At 66.7% G+C, this 14,171-nt stretch carries 9 protein-coding genes and 1 tRNA gene; 2 read left to right on the top strand and 8 right to left on the bottom strand.

Going from position 1 to position 14,171, the window contains the following annotated elements; genetic code table 11:
* Positions 1-14: 14 nt before the first annotated feature.
* Both argS and ACW17Y_RS04135 read right to left on the bottom strand, forming a co-directional pair.
* The gene (gene argS, locus ACW17Y_RS04140) at positions 15-1,778 is read right to left on the bottom strand and encodes an arginine--tRNA ligase (protein ID WP_492037519.1); all 1,764 of its coding nucleotides are present in this window, start codon (positions 1,776-1,778) and stop codon (positions 15-17) included.
* Positions 1,775-2,434 carry a Tat pathway signal sequence domain protein gene (locus ACW17Y_RS04135; protein WP_492037518.1) on the bottom strand — a complete coding sequence of 220 codons (660 nt, stop codon included), beginning with the start codon at positions 2,432-2,434 and terminating at the stop codon, positions 1,775-1,777. The genes argS and ACW17Y_RS04135 overlap by 4 nt, the downstream gene beginning before the upstream one ends.
* A 133-nt stretch (positions 2,435-2,567) precedes the next feature.
* On the opposite strand from ACW17Y_RS04135, the gene ispH reads away from it, so the two are divergent.
* Together ispH and ACW17Y_RS04125 are read left to right on the top strand one after the other, a co-directional pair.
* Positions 2,568-3,539 carry a 4-hydroxy-3-methylbut-2-enyl diphosphate reductase gene (gene ispH / locus ACW17Y_RS04130; RefSeq protein WP_492037517.1) on the top strand — a complete coding sequence of 324 codons (972 nt, stop codon included), beginning with the start codon at positions 2,568-2,570 and terminating at the stop codon, positions 3,537-3,539.
* Positions 3,540-3,646: 107 nt separating this feature from the next.
* Positions 3,647-4,807 carry a glycosyltransferase family 4 protein gene (locus tag ACW17Y_RS04125; protein WP_492037516.1) on the top strand — a complete coding sequence of 387 codons (1,161 nt, stop codon included), beginning with the start codon at positions 3,647-3,649 and terminating at the stop codon, positions 4,805-4,807.
* Between the two features lie 7 nt (positions 4,808-4,814).
* On the opposite strand, the gene ACW17Y_RS04120 is transcribed toward ACW17Y_RS04125, so the two are convergent.
* The 6 genes from ACW17Y_RS04120 to ftsA form a co-directional block, all read right to left on the bottom strand.
* Positions 4,815-4,899, bottom strand: a tRNA-Leu gene (locus ACW17Y_RS04120).
* A 12-nt stretch (positions 4,900-4,911) separates the two neighbouring features.
* A complete protein-coding gene (locus ACW17Y_RS04115; RefSeq protein ID WP_492037515.1) occupies positions 4,912-6,348 on the bottom strand; it encodes a M20/M25/M40 family metallo-hydrolase in 1,437 nt (478 codons plus the stop codon).
* Positions 6,349-6,412: 64 nt separating this feature from the next.
* A complete protein-coding gene (lpxC, locus tag ACW17Y_RS04110) occupies positions 6,413-7,312 on the bottom strand; it encodes a UDP-3-O-acyl-N-acetylglucosamine deacetylase (RefSeq protein ID WP_492037514.1) in 900 nt (299 codons plus the stop codon).
* Positions 7,313-7,496: 184 nt separating this feature from the next.
* Positions 7,497-9,041 carry a cell division protein FtsZ gene (gene ftsZ / locus ACW17Y_RS04105; protein ID WP_492037513.1) on the bottom strand — a complete coding sequence of 515 codons (1,545 nt, stop codon included), beginning with the start codon at positions 9,039-9,041 and terminating at the stop codon, positions 7,497-7,499.
* Positions 9,042-9,284: 243 nt separating this feature from the next.
* Entirely contained in the window at positions 9,285-12,635 is a 3,351-nt protein-coding gene (locus ACW17Y_RS04100; protein WP_492037512.1) for a TonB-dependent receptor domain-containing protein, read from the bottom strand.
* Positions 12,636-12,817: 182 nt separating this feature from the next.
* Positions 12,818-14,143 (bottom strand): cell division protein FtsA, encoded by a 1,326-nt coding sequence (gene ftsA / locus ACW17Y_RS04095; RefSeq protein WP_492037511.1) that lies wholly within the window; start codon positions 14,141-14,143, stop codon positions 12,818-12,820.
* Between the last annotated feature and the right edge of the window lie 28 nt (positions 14,144-14,171).

The raw sequence follows: 14,171 nt of genomic DNA, 5'->3' as shown, positions 1-14,171 counted from the left end.
TGCGCCAGTCTAACCTACATCCGGTCGGGGGTGTCGATTCCCAGCAGCCGCAGCGCCGTCTCCAGCTGGCTCAGCGCTGCTCCGGCGAGCGCCAGTCGGGACCCGACCGTCTCCGGCTCCGACGCTGCCAGCACAGGGCAGGCCGCGTAGAATTTCGAGAACGACTGGGCCAGCCGGTAGGCATGCTCGGCCACCAGATGCGGCGCCCGCTTGTCATAGGCGTCCGACACGGCCTGATCGAAGGCGTCCAGCGTCAGCACCAGATCCCGCTCGGCAGGCTCCTTGACGAAGATCGGCCCGGCCAGCACGCCCTGCGCCTCGGCCTTTCTCAGCAGGGATTTGATCCGCACCGACTGGTACAGCAGGTAGGGGCCGGTCTTGCCCTCGAAGCTCATGAACCGGTCAAGGTCGAAGACGTAGGACGTGGTCCGGCTGTTCGACAGGTCGGCGAACTTCAGGGCGGCGACGGCCACCTTCGATGCCGTATCCTCGAACTCGGCTTCCGACAGATCGGCGCCCAGATCGGCCTCCTTCAGCCGCTCGCGCGCCTTGTCCCGGGCCTGGGTAATCAGGTCGTGCAGCTTCAGCACGCCTCCCGCCCGGGTCTTGAAGGGCTTGCCGTCGGACCCGTTCATCGTGCCGTTGGCGGCGTGTTCCAGCTGGCCCGGCGTCGCATAGCCGACCTTGTAGGCGGCCCGGAACACCTGCTCGAAGTGATCACCCTGACGTTGATCCACGCAGTACAGGACCAGGTCGAAATCAAACGACTGCCGCCGGTCCAGGATCGTCGCCAGATCGGTCGTGCCGTACATGGCCGAGCCTTCCGACGAGACCAGCAGCAGGGGCGGCAGCTCGCGCTTCTCGCCCTCCTCCGCCACCCGGATGATCCAGGCGCCCTGATCGAACTCGGCCAGACCCCGCGCCTTGATGTCGTCGACCATGGCCGGGATCAGGGGATCGGCGTCCGACTCCCCGTTCCAAAGGTCGAAGGTTACGCCGAGCGCTCCGAACTCCCGTTCCAGCGCCGTCTTCGACACCGCCACGAAATGCCGCCACAGGGCGCGGTAGCCCAGCCGCCCGCCCTGCAGCTCCGCCGTCGCCTTGCGGGCGCGGTCGCGATAGTCGGTGTCTTCCTTGGCCTTGGCCGCCGCCTGCGGATACAGCCGCTCCAGGTCGTCCAGCGTCACCGGGCTGTAGTCCGGGAACGGACCCTCGCCGTCGGCCAGGAAAGCGTCTGCCTTGCCCTCGTCGCCCACGGCCACGATCAGCAGCCCCATCTGGAAGCCCCAGTCGCCGAAGTGGGCGTCGCCCCAGACCGTGTCGCCCCGGAACCGGAACAGCCGCTTCAGGCTCTCGCCGATGATCGAGGACCTCAGGTGCCCGACGTGCATCGGCTTGGCGACGTTCGGCCCGGCATAGTCGATCACCACCTTGCGCGGCTCGACGACCTTCGACGCCCCCGCCAGCGCCGCATCATCAGCCACGCCCTGTGCCCGGTGCGCCAGGGCCTCGTCGGAGAGCTTCAGATTGATGAACCCTGGGCCGGCGACCTCAACACCCGACAGGCGCGGATCGGCGGCCAGTCGTTCGGCGACACGGCCAGCCAACTCACGCGGGTTTGCCTTCAGCGCCTTGGCGGCGGCCAGCGCCCCATTGGACTGGAAATCGGCCAGATCGGGGCGGTCGGAGGCTGTGACGCGCGCGACCGATGCGTCCACGCCTTCGGCGGCGAAGGCGGCCGCGACCGCTTCGCCGAGGTCGGTCCTGAGGTCGGTCATTGCGCCGGAGGGGTCGCCGCGGCCTGGCCCGCCGTCATGCGGAAGCGGCTGCCGGTGCGGTTGAACTCGGCCATCTCGGGCGTGACCTCGAAGCCGATCAGGACCTCGAAATTGCCGCCGCTGGTCTCTGCGGTGGCGCGCGGGATGATCACCGACTGCTCTTCGGTAACCGACGCGGTCGTGGCGCCCTCGAAGTTCACCGGCAGGTCGAAATATTCCTTGGCCAGGACAGCTTCGTTCCGCTCGGTGACCGCAATCCAGTAGCGATAGGTGCGCTGGTCGCCGTCGGCCCGCGGGCCCCGGCCGAGGTTGAACAGGATGTTCATCTGAACGGAGATCGGCTCATCCGCCTGGTAGGCGCAGCCGGCGGTGACGCCTTCGATCTCACCGGTGTAGCCGACGTTGGCCGCCGCCGCGCGACCACCCTCCAGTTCCACGAACCGGGCGGCGTCATAGAGGATCTTCACAAACGGGCACGGCCCGGCGTTGGCGACCGACCGCAGGGGGGCGATCCGCGGCGGACGACGGCTCTCACGGCTTTCTTCCTGACCCTGACCGCCACTGCGGTCGCGCTCACGCTGGTTCGGGCTCTGGGCATGAGCGCTCGTGGAGGCGAATACCGCCAGGGCGGCGAGGGCGACGGTCGCAAGGCGCATTGAGAAATCCGGAAATCTGGCGCTGACGGAACGCGGTCAGGCTTCCCGCCTGATAGCGGCTAAAGCGAGGCGTCGCAAACCTATCCGCCCCGTCACGGTGGCGACGCAGGCCCGGAACGACTAGGTTCAGTCCATGGACGCGTTCGCCCCCTCCCCCGACGTTGCGCTTCGACCGCTGACGGTTCGCATGGCGACGCCGCGCGGCTTCTGCGCCGGAGTGGATCGCGCGATCCAGATCGTCGAGCGCGCAATCGAGAAGTTTGGCGCGCCCGTCTACGTCCGGCACGAGATCGTCCACAACAGGCACGTCGTTGATCGCCTCAAGGGGCTGGGCGCCGTCTTCGTCAAGGATCTGGACGAATGCCCCGATGACCGGCCGGTGGTCTTCTCGGCCCACGGAGTGCCAAAGTCGGTGCCGGCGACGGCCCGCGCGCGCGAACTGATGTTCCTGGACGCCACCTGCCCGCTGGTCTCCAAGGTCCATGTCGAGGCGGAGCGTCACCACGCCAATGGTCGCCACATCATCCTGATCGGCCACGCCGGCCACCCGGAGGTCGTCGGCACCCTGGGTCAGCTACCTGACGGCGCGATCAGCCTGATCGAGACAGTCGAGGATGCGGAAGCCTTCCAGCGCCCCGGGGAGCTGCCGCTGGCCTATGCGACCCAGACGACCCTGTCGCTGGACGACACCTCCGAAATCCTGCGCGTCCTCAAGCGCCGCTTCCCCGAACTGCCCGACCCGCACAAGGAAGACATCTGTTACGCCACGACCAACCGGCAGGAAGCGGTCAAGCAACTGGCCGTCGGTTCGGATTTGGTGCTGGTCGTCGGATCGAAGAACTCCTCCAACTCGGTGCGGCTGGTCGAGGTCGCCCTGCGCGCAGGCGCCGCCGACGCCCGTTTGATCGACGATGCATCGCACATCGACTGGGCCTGGCTGGAGGGTGTGTCGACCGTCGGCGTCACGGCCGGCGCCTCGGCTCCCGAACCTCTCGTTCAGGCCGTGGTCCAGGCGCTGCAGGACCGCTTTGACGTCACCCTCGCCGACGATCCCGGCGAGCGGGAGACTGTGACCTTCAAGCTTCCCAGAGCCCTCACGGCCTGACGCCCGCGGGTCTCCGGCTCCCGTGAGGCGGATCGGCAGGGGCGGCGTCTTCATCCGAACGCCGCCCTGGAGATCGCCCCCGGCGGTCGGCGGTCCGGATGCTCGACATGAACTCGCCCGCCCAGCGCCTTCGCATCCTGCCGCCATACGGGATCATTGAAGAGAAGCCGGGCAGACCCGTCGTCAGCCAGGGCACGGCGCCTCGAACCGCCATCCTGCTGCCGTCGGGCTGCCGGTTCTCCCGCACCAACCCCAACTCGATGGAAACCGTGGTTCGTACCCTGGCCGGGGCCTTGGGGAACGAAAACACGCGGATCTTCTGCTGCGAGGGCGCCGACGATCACGGTCTCCCCGGCGTCGAGGTCCTCCCCTCCGGACCGGACCGCCGCCGGGTGTTGATCGAGAAGCTGTCCGCCTTCCGGCCCCGAATCATCGAACACCACCAGCAGGTGAAACAGGCGGTCGCGATCACTTCAGCAATACCGGACACGGCGCACGTCCTTTACCGTCACAACGCTCTGAAGGCGCCGCGCAATCCCTTTGACGCCTGGCGCTACAATCGACGCTACGCCGCGATGGACGGCATCATCTTCGTCAGCGAGGCGGAACGCGCAACGTTCACCAATGCCTATCCCCGGCTCGGCCACAAGGCCTTCGCTGTTCCCAACCCGATAGACATCGAGCCTTGGCTGGCCGCTCCCGAGTACCGCGAGCCGGTCATCGCGTTCGCCGGCCGAGCCATGCCGGAAAAGGGCCTGGACGTCATCTGCGCCGCCTTGCCCGAGGTGCTGGATCGTCATCCCCGCTGGCGCGCAGTCCTGATGCTCGCCGACTGGGAAGATCATCGTCACTGGGCCGCGCCCCATGTGGCGACGCTGAACCGGTACGGAGACCGCGTGACCGTCCTGCGTTCGGTTCCGCTGTCCACCGTCCTGCGCCAGATGCAGACCGCCTCGATCGCGCTGACGCCGTCGATCTGGGCCGAACCGTTCGGCCTGACTGCCGTCGAGGCCCATGCGGCGGGCGCGGCGTTGATCTCCTCCGGACGCGGAGGCTTGCGCGAGGCCAGCGGGCCGCACGCTCTCTATCTGGATGAGGTCACGCCGCAGAACCTGACCGCTGCGATCGAGCGGCTCATCTTCCATCCACTGGAGCGGCTTGCGATGGCCCGCGCGGCCCAGCGTTATGTGGCGACCGTTCACACGCCCCGGAGGCGGGCGGCAGACCTCCTTGGGATCCGACGGCTGATTCTCGCCCGACGCGGATGATGGAGGCTGGTGCGGGCGGCCGGGGTCGAACCGGCATGACCGAAGTCGAGCGATTTTAAGTCGCTTGCGTCTACCAGTTTCGCCACGCCCGCAGCTTCAGCCCCTCACTCCGCCGGACGCATCGTCCGGAAATCGACGTCCGAGTCCGCGACCAGCCAGACCAGTGCAGCCCAGGCGGCCACGTTCTGGCGGAGCTGTTCGGGGTCGATCTTGTCCAGGGTATCGTCTGCCGTGTGGTGCAGGTCGAAATAGCGCAGGCCGTCCTGCTTCAGGCCGAACACGGGAACGCCCGCCTCGACGATCGGCCCGATGTCGGCGCCGCCTTCCGTCTCCGGGACGTTCGAGCGCAGCACCCCGATCGGATAGAGGACCCGGTTGGCCGCATCGGCGAAGGCGCCGGTCTGGGCGCCGACGGGCAGTTGCAGCGCGTAGACCCGGTCGGCGCCAAAGTCGCTCTCGCCGGTGAAGACGTGATTGGCGATGTCCTCGGCCGACAGGCTGCGCAGATAGGCGCCGCCGCCATTGCCGGTGTTGGTCGGCTGGGCGACCTCTTCCGATCCGTACAGGATCACGCGGACCGTCCGGGCTGTGCGCCCCTGTTCGGCGATGGCCTTGGCGGCCGCGATGGTGATGGCGCCGCCTGCCCCATCATCGATGGCGCCGGTGCCCAGATCCCAGCTGTCCATGTGAGAGCCCAGGACGATGATCTCGTCGGCCCGATCGCCACGCCCCGGCATGTCGCCGATGACGTTGTGCGAGGTGGTCTCATAGGTGTGGGCCGTCGACGACAGATGGATCCGCACCGGCTCGCCGTAGGACACCAGTCGGCTCAATTGATCCGCATCGGGAGCGCTCAAGGCAAAGCCGGGCAGAGGGACGACGCCGTTCACATACCGGGTTGTGCCGGTATGCGGCATCCGATGCTCGTCGGACCCGGCGGACCGCATGACGAAGGCCAGGGCCCCCTTGGCGGCGGCCACGGACGGGCCGGCGCCGCGAATGCGGGTCAGCGGGCCGTAGCCGGCGCCCGATTGCATGGCGACCATCTGGCCGGCGTCGACATAGGCGATCTTGCCGGCGAGAGAGCCGTCGGGGACGGCGGCAAGGTCCTCTAGCGAAGCGAAGCGCACGACCTCGGCCTCGATGCCGCCGGCCGGCGTGCCCGGCGAGTGTCCGAGAGCGGCGACCGCCAGACGCTGGGGGTTGGCGCCGACGATGGAGGCGCTCTCCTCGCCGCGCTCCCAGCCAAGCAGCGGAAACGCCTGGATGTGCACGTTGCGGAACCCGAGTTCACGCATGTAGCCGGCCGCCCACTCCGCGGCGGCCGTTTCAGACGCCGAACCGGCAGGACGAGGTCCGAACCGCGTCGTCAGCTGTGTGACGTAGTCCATGGCGACGGAATCGTTCAGGGCGGCGTCGCGGACGCGCTCTGCATTCCGGATGGTCGCGGCATCCTGCGCAAGGACCGGTCCTGCGAGCGCGGCCGTCAGTGAGAGCGCGGACACGGCGGCGAGCGCCGAACGACGAGCGGAAACGAACATGCCGGAACTCCAGATCACGGGATGGCCGGGACCCTAGAGCGTGAATCGGGGAAGTAGAAGCGGCTTAGCCGACCTGGGCCAGCTCGGGCTCCAGAACCACCTCACGCCAGGCGTGCGGAGCGTCCAGCAGGGCGCGAACCAGCAGGTTGTTGACCGCATGACCGGCTTTGTAGCCTTCGTAGCGGCCCAGCAACGGCGCGCCCATGACGTAGAGGTCGCCGATCGCATCCAGAGCCTTGTGGCGCACGAACTCGCGTTCCATGCGCAGGCCGCCGGGGTTCAGGATGTCGTCGCCATCAATGACGACCGCGTTCTCGAGGCTGCCGCCGCGCGCCAGACCGGCCTGGCGCAGGGCCTCGACCTCATGGGCGAAGCCGAAGGTGCGAGCCGACATGATCTCGTCGCGGAATGTTTGCTCGTCGACGACGAAATCCACGACCTGGTTGCCGATCACAGGGCTGTCGAAGTCGATCTCGAACCGCATCTCGTAGCGGTCACAGGGATAGAGAGCCGCATGCTTGTCGCCGTCCGTAACGTGGATCGGTTCGAGGATTTCGATGTAGCGGATCGGCGCTTCCTGAAGACGGAAACCGGCGCGATCCAGCAACTGGACGAACGGGAGGGCCGAACCGTCAAGGATCGGCAACTCCGGTCCGTCGACTTCGACGATGACATTCGAGACGCCCAGGGCGCAGAAGGCGGCCATCAGATGCTCGATCGTCGACAGCTGAACCCCGGCCGCGTTCTCGATCATCGTGTTCAGCCGTGCATCGACCACAGCGTCGCCGGACACGACGATGCGGTTGTCACGATCGGTGATGTCGGTGCGGACGAAGACGATGCCTGTCCCGGTCGGCGCCGGACGGATAGCCAGACGAACCCGCTGACCGGTGTGCACGCCCACGCCCGCACAGATGGCGGGGGCGACCAGCGTCCGTTCGCGATGATCGTGGCGTGGCGGCAAACTCGAACTCACCCATATCGCCCTGCGCGTGTGAGCGCGCATAAGCGGAAGATCGATCCCTAACCGCAGGGCAGCAAGGCGAAAACCAAAGTCGGGTTTCGAATTGTTTCCGCGACCTTAACCTTGACCGTAACGCAAAACGCCCCGGGTTTCCCCGGGGCGTTCAACGCGGCTGTCGGCCGGATCAGTTGGCGAGGCGGCGCAGGAACGACGGGATTTCCAGGTCGTCCTCGGCGGCCGGAGCCTCGACTTCAGCCAGAGGTTGGGCCGTCTGGCGCAGTTGCGGCTGGCCGCGCGACGCGTTCGGCGCAGGAGCGTAGGCCGTCTGGGCGCGCGGCTTCTTGCCAAACAGACTCCAGCCGGACTTGCGATGGTCGCGGTCGTCGTAGGCGGGTTCGTCGTATTCCGCGGGTTGCTGAGCCTGTGGGGGCGTCGGAGCGCGATCAAGATAGAGGTCGCCCTGGTCGACCTGTGCGGCGACGGCGGGTCGACGCCCTTCGGACTCGAAGGCCTCGACCCACGGATCGATGATAGGGGCCAGGGTGCGTTCTTCGGCGACGTGGATGACCGGCTCAGGCGCGCGCGCAACAGGCTCGGGCGTCTGGAAAGTCGGGATGACCGGGGCAGGCTCGGGCGCACGATAGGTCTCGGCGCGAACCGGCTCGCGATAGGCGGGTTCCGGAGTGCGCGGGGCTTCGGCGGCGCGGCGCGGGTCGTGGAAGGCGGTCTGACGGGTGGCGACCGGCTCGATCTTGGCGGTGGCGACCTCGTCCATACCAGTGGCGACGACCGAGACGCGGATCTTGCCGTCGAGGGCGGGATCGAAAGCCGCGCCGAAGATAATGTTGGCGTCGCCGTCCACCTCGGCCGAGATGGCGTTGGCAGCCTCGTCGACTTCCAGCAGGGTCATGTCCAGACCGCCGGTGATGTTGACCAGAACGGCCTTGGCGCCCTTCAGCGAGGTCTCGTCCAGCAGCGGATTGGCGATGGCGTTCTGTGCGGCCAGCAGGGCGCGGTCGTCGCCCGAGGCCTCGCCCGTTCCCATCATGGCTTTGCCCATCTCGGACATGACGGCGCGGACGTCGGCGAAGTCGAGGTTGATCAGGCCCGGCAGGATCATCAGGTCGGTGATCGAGCGCACGCCGGAGTGCAGGACCTGATCGGCCATGCCGAAGGCGTCGGCGAAAGTGGTGCGCTCATTGGCGACGCGGAACAGGTTCTGGTTCGGGATGACGATCAGGGTGTCGACGTAGCGCTGGAGCTCGGCGATGCCCGCATCGGCCAGACGCATGCGGTGACGGCCTTCAAAGGTGAAGGGCTTGGTCACGACACCGACGGTCAGGATGCCGCGATCGCGCGCGCGTTTGGCGATGATCGGCGCGGCGCCGGTTCCGGTGCCGCCGCCCATGCCAGCCGTGATGAAGATCATGTGCGCGCCTTCCAGGTGCGCGTCGATTTCGTCGGCGCTCTCCTCGGCGGCGTTCATTCCGACTTCGGGGTGGGCGCCGGCGCCGAGGCCCTGGGTGATCGTCTCGCCCAGCTGGATACGGCGGTCGGTCTTGGCGAAGCTCAGGTGCTGGGCGTCGGTGTTTGCGACGACGAACTCGACCCCTTCAAGGCCGGCGTCGATCATGTTGTTGACGGCATTGCCGCCTGCGCCGCCGACGCCGAAAACGACGATCCGGGGCTTCAATTCCGTAGCTGAAGGACGCACCAGCGAGAGAGACATTTCCAAACCGACCTTTGTTCCGACCCTGCCCCTTGAACGTCCAGTGCGAAGTCCCCGCCGATTCGCATTGGTTATGAGCGCGTTAAGGATCGCTCATCGTCGTTAAGGGAAGGTTACCGGATAGCGTGAGTCGGACGCCTGACGAGGCCTGTCCCCAAGCGTGGCCGCAAAAAATCGAGCATTCCGGCAAAGAAAAGGGCGGCCCGAGGGCCGCCCTTTCCGTCTTGGTTCTGACCGGACCCCTTACCAGGGACGGAAGTTGAAACCGACGTTGAAGCGACGGCCGTAGGGATCGAAGTTCGAATTCAGCCCCGTACCCAGCCACGGCGCCGGTTGTGCGTTGCCAACGTTGGTGATGCCGAAGCGGAGGTCCAGATCGTCACGGACACCGTAGCGGAACTGCAGGTCGTGGCGAGCGAAGTTACCCGTGTTGAAGTATTCCTTCGGACGCTGATCGACGTTGTTCACCTGATCGCGGATCTGCACGATGTCCTGGGCCGATTGCCAGTCCATGCTCCAGGTCGCCGAGAAGTTGTCGGTCGGGCTGTAGCTCAACACGGTCGTCATACGGACGCGCGGGAAGAAGATCAGGCTCGCAGACTCAGTGAAGTCATTCGGGTTCGAGATGTTGTTGAAGTTCTTCTGCTCGATCAGCCAGCTGCCGCGAACCGAAGCACTGACGCGACCGAGGTCCCACGGGCTGATATCAGCCAGATCGGCAGAGTAGTTAGCCGTGAAGTCCAGACCGCGGGTGGTGCGCTTGGCGAAGTTGAACGAAGCCTGCAGGAAGTCCGTGATCTTGAAGCGATCGTCGTTCGGGGCAGGCAGATCGACCCGCGAGCGAGTGATCACGTTGCAGAAGATGTCGTTCAGGGTCGGACCGTTGACACACAGGTTTGCCGAGGTCTGGCCGGTAACGGTCGAGAGCACGTCCTTGATCTCGATCTCGTAGTAGTCGAGCGAGATGTTCAGGCCCGGGACAATCGGCGGGCTGTAGACTGTTGAGAAGGTGAACGATTCCGACGTTTCCGGCCTCAGCGCAAGGTTCCCGGCGAGGGCGCCCGAAACGCTGGAGCTGTAGATAGGCCGGAAGGCGTTAGGAGCGTTCGGGTCCGTGAAGGTGAACACGCCGCCGAGGCCGGCCGCCGTCGCTTGCGCGGTGCAGTTTGCGATCCGCTGGTTCGCGATGGTGCGATCCGTCAGGTTGGCGATCTGCTGGGCGTCGCAAGGGTCGGTGATCGTCGCGAACGTTTGCACGCGCGGGCCGAACTGCTCGCCCAGGTCAGGGGTGCGAACCGAGGTGTTGAAGCTGGTCTTGAAGGCCAGTTCCGGGATCGGACGATAGACCAGGTTCACGCCGTAGACGTCGTTACCGCCGGTCGTAGAGAAGTCCGAGTAACGGTACGAACCACTCAATTCGGCGTAGGTGCCGAGCCAGCTGTCGCGGAACAGCGGGATTGCGATTTCGGCGAACACTTCCTGGGTGTCGTATTTGGCGTTGCCGCTCCAGTCGTCACCGATGTTGCTCAGCAGCCAGCGGCCTTCGGCCGTGCGGGTACGGCCGGTACCCGTGGTTTCCTGGCGGCGGTATTCGGCGCCGAACGCGACGCCGATCGGACCGGCGCCCCAGTAGTCGCCGACGGTGGCCGAGACCGAGGCGATGGCGTTTTCCTGGACGTTGGTTTCGTTAACGCCCGTCTTGTGCGTGATGTAGTTGATTGCTGCCTGGCTGGCGGACCCGTCACCGAAGATATTGTACGGCTGGCACTGGGCGACTTCCGGGCTGGTCGCCGTCAAGGCCCCGGCCGTACCGGCGGCAGCGCCGGTGTTCTGGTTGGCGATGGTCGCGCCGTTGGCGGTCAACAGTCGCGCGCGGCATACGATGGCGTCCCGCGTTCCAAGCACACCGGCGGTGTCGCGAACGGCGTCCAGGGCGAGAGCGTAGCGGAAGCCGTCAACCGGGTATTCGGTGTTCTGGTTGTCGACCTCGCCGCGGGTGTAGGCGATGTCCCAGTTGATGTCGCTGAGGAACCCGATGTCGTCGATGGTGCCATCGGCGCTCAGGACGTAACGGTTCAGTTCACGGGTGTTCTCCTGGATCCGGTCACGGCTCCAGGCGGTGTAACGGCCCCATGCGGCGGCGAAAGGCGGCAGCGCCACGCCCGGAACGTCGCCGCTCGGCTGACCCGCCGTACCCGTTGGGTTGGCCCAGGGCTGAACGACGTTGTTCTGCAGTTGCGCCAGGATGACGGCCGGCAGGAAGGCGTTGTCGAGGCGCGTCAAGAACGCCGTCGGGCTTGACGTCCGCGCGTTCAGGACCGGCGTTTGTTGCGAGGCAGCAGAGAAGGCGTTGGTGAAGTACACGTCCGCGAAGGCCGGGCCGCCGTTCTGGAAGCTGTCTTCAGTGACGTACTTGTATTCGGCATGCAGGTTGATGCGGTCGGTCAGGGCGAAGTTCGCGCCGACCTGATAGCGCTGCGATTCCGACTGCGGGAAGATCGATTCACGGTTGAACAGGGCAGGGTTCTCGCCGTCGCCACCGACGTGCGTGCCCTGGAAGCGGCCGGTGTTGGCGACGCGGCCGCCAAAGTCGGCGAGGCGCGCGGTGCCGTCCGCGTTGAACACATAGGTCAGGCCGGGGCGGGGGTTGTAGCAGTCAGCGGTCAGCGGGCCGTTGGCTGCCGTACAGTTGGCAGCGACGCCCGGCACGTCCGGATCGTTGAGCGAGGTGGGACGCACGCCGTTGGCGATGGTCAGCTGACCACCGCGCAGGATCTGCAGCTGGCGCAGGTCGCGGTACAGCATGTTATCGATGACGCCATCGGACGTCAGGCCCGCGCCAGTGGGATCGGAGTCGTTGCCCACCAGGCCCCAAGCGTTGGCGAGATACTCGATCGATTCGGCATTGACGTCGTCTTGCTTGTCGTACTCGGCAAAGCCGTACAGGTTCAGGCGATCATCAAACAGGTTGACGCCGGCCAGGACCGAGATACGGCCCGTGGTTTCCTCACCGCCCTTGTTGATGATCCCGTAGTTGCCGTCGATCTCGAGGCCTTCGAAGTCCTTGCGGAGCACGAAGTTCAGCACGCCGGATACGGCGTCAGCGCCGTAGACCGACGAGGCGCCGCCGGTGATGATTTCTACGTTTTCGATCAGCAGGCGCGGGATGGTGTCGACGTCGACGGCCAGCGAGCCGATGGAGGAACCGACATGGCGGCGACCATCGACCAGCGTCAGCGTGCGGCCGGCGCCGAGCGTGCGCAGGTTCGGCAGCGAAAGGCCCAGCGCTCCGAGCGCGTTGCCGGTCGTATCCGAAGGCACCTGAGAGTTCGACAGGGCCGGGATGGTGGCCAGATAGTCGATGACGGTCGTCTGACCGGTGCTCAGAAGGCTCTCGCGGCTGACCTGGATCAGCGGGGTGGCGGCTGTCGTCGGGTCGCGACGGATACGCGAACCGGTGACGACGACCTCCTCAACCTGCGTGGCGTCTTCGTCCTGCGCCGGTTGGGCCGATTGGGCGAACGCCGGAGCGGACAGCGTCAGCACGCCCGCGAGGACGGTGCTTCCGAAGAGATACTTGCGAGTGGATAGCATGGTGCTTGGCCCCGATGACTGAATGACGCGCGGCAGACTTCTGCGAGTCTGACCGTTCCGGGCTGTTGCTAGTCAGAAGATGTCGGGGGAGCAACCATTGGGGCGCCACTGAGGCAAACGGAACTCGGATTTGTTACACTTCGGACACACCGCGGACACAGGGCCAGACGTCGTCAAGCAACCTACAGGTTGTCGCGCAACCATCCCGCCGCCCGCGCCACGAGATTTCCACTCTGAACGCGAGGGGCGTCAGCAGCCGTGATCTGGCGCGACATCAGCTTCCTGGCCGACACGGCCTCACGCGGACCGTAGGCGGCGCGCAGCAGGACGCCGGCCGCCGAACAGAAGGCGGGACCGGCCGCGGAATCCGCGAGGTGGGGAGCGCGCTGGGGGCGCCCCAGACGGACGGGACGGTCGAAAACGCGAATCGCAAGCTCCCGCACGCCGTTCAGCTGGCTGGCGCCGCCGGCGAGTACGAGGCCTGCGCCCGGCTCCAGGCCCACACCGGCGTTTCGCAGGCGATCACGCAGCAGTTCGAGGGTCTCCTCGACACGCGGCGCGATGACGGTCTTCAGCATGGCTCGGGGCACGATCACCGGTCCGGCGCCGACGTCCTCGCCGCGCGGCGGGGCCTCCAGCATCTCGCGGTCCTCGTTGGCGCTGGCCATGGCCGAGCCATGCAGGGTTTTCAGTCTTTCGGCGCCCGCCCTGGAGGTCGACAGACCGCGCGCGATGTCGGCGGTGACATGATCGCCGCCGACATTGATCGATTCGATGTGCAGCAGCGACCGTCCGCCCCAGACTGCGGCCGAGGTCGAACCGCCGCCCATGTCGATGCAGACGCAGCCCAGATCCATCTCGTCCTCTTCGAGAGAGGCGAGCGAGGAGACCACCGGCGCCGCGGCCACGCCCTGCAGATCGAGGTGGGCCAACTCCAGACAGTGGCTCAGGGACGCAAAGGCGCCCTCCGCCATCGACACGACAAGCAGATCGAGGCCCAGCGAATGGCCGCGCATGGCGCGCGGATCGTGAACGCCCCGCGCGCCGTCCACCGACCAGGCGATGGGCAGGACGTGGATCGGCCGCCGGTTCGGCAGGCGGATCTGGGCCAGGGCCATGCCGATAGCCCGGGCCAGGTCGGCGTCGCTGACAGGATTGGCGCCCAGAGAGACGCGGGCCTGCACCCGGTGGCTGGCCATCTGGCCGATGGCGGTCGTGACGATGACGCCCGAGACCGGCGCCCCGGCCGTGCGTTCGGCGCGTTCGACCGCATGGCCGATCGCCTGTGCCGCCTCGTCCATGTTGACGATGGCCCCGCCACGCACGCCCTTGGACTGGACATGGCTGGCGCCCGCGACGCGGATGGTCCGGTCGGCATGGCGCACGCCGTCAGGCTTCATGATGAAGCAGGCGACCTTCGACTGGCCGAGATCGAGCGCGGCGACCACCGGCGCGCGCGCCGCCGCCCTGTCCGCCTCCGTCGTCGGATTCGCCTTCTTGCCCGCCATGATGCCTGCCGCCCCTACTCGAAACTTG

The organism is Brevundimonas sp. AVps7 (assembly GCF_058681545.1).
The sequence above is the reverse complement of the archived record's forward strand: the minus strand, read 5'-3'. Positions and strand labels throughout refer to the sequence as shown.

Coding starts and splice junctions, on each gene's coding strand:
- argS (WP_492037519.1), bottom strand. CDS start 1,778: ATGACCGACCTCAGGACCGACCTCGGCGAAGCGGTCGCGGCCGCCTTC.
- ACW17Y_RS04135 (WP_492037518.1), bottom strand. CDS start 2,434: ATGCGCCTTGCGACCGTCGCCCTCGCCGCCCTGGCGGTATTCGCCTCC.
- ispH (WP_492037517.1), top strand. CDS start 2,568: ATGGACGCGTTCGCCCCCTCCCCCGACGTTGCGCTTCGACCGCTGACG.
- ACW17Y_RS04125 (WP_492037516.1), top strand. CDS start 3,647: ATGAACTCGCCCGCCCAGCGCCTTCGCATCCTGCCGCCATACGGGATC.
- ACW17Y_RS04115 (WP_492037515.1), bottom strand. CDS start 6,348: ATGTTCGTTTCCGCTCGTCGTTCGGCGCTCGCCGCCGTGTCCGCGCTC.
- ftsZ (WP_492037513.1), bottom strand. CDS start 9,041: ATGTCTCTCTCGCTGGTGCGTCCTTCAGCTACGGAATTGAAGCCCCGG.
- ACW17Y_RS04100 (WP_492037512.1), bottom strand. CDS start 12,635: ATGCTATCCACTCGCAAGTATCTCTTCGGAAGCACCGTCCTCGCGGGC.
- ftsA (WP_492037511.1), bottom strand. CDS start 14,143: ATGGCGGGCAAGAAGGCGAATCCGACGACGGAGGCGGACAGGGCGGCG.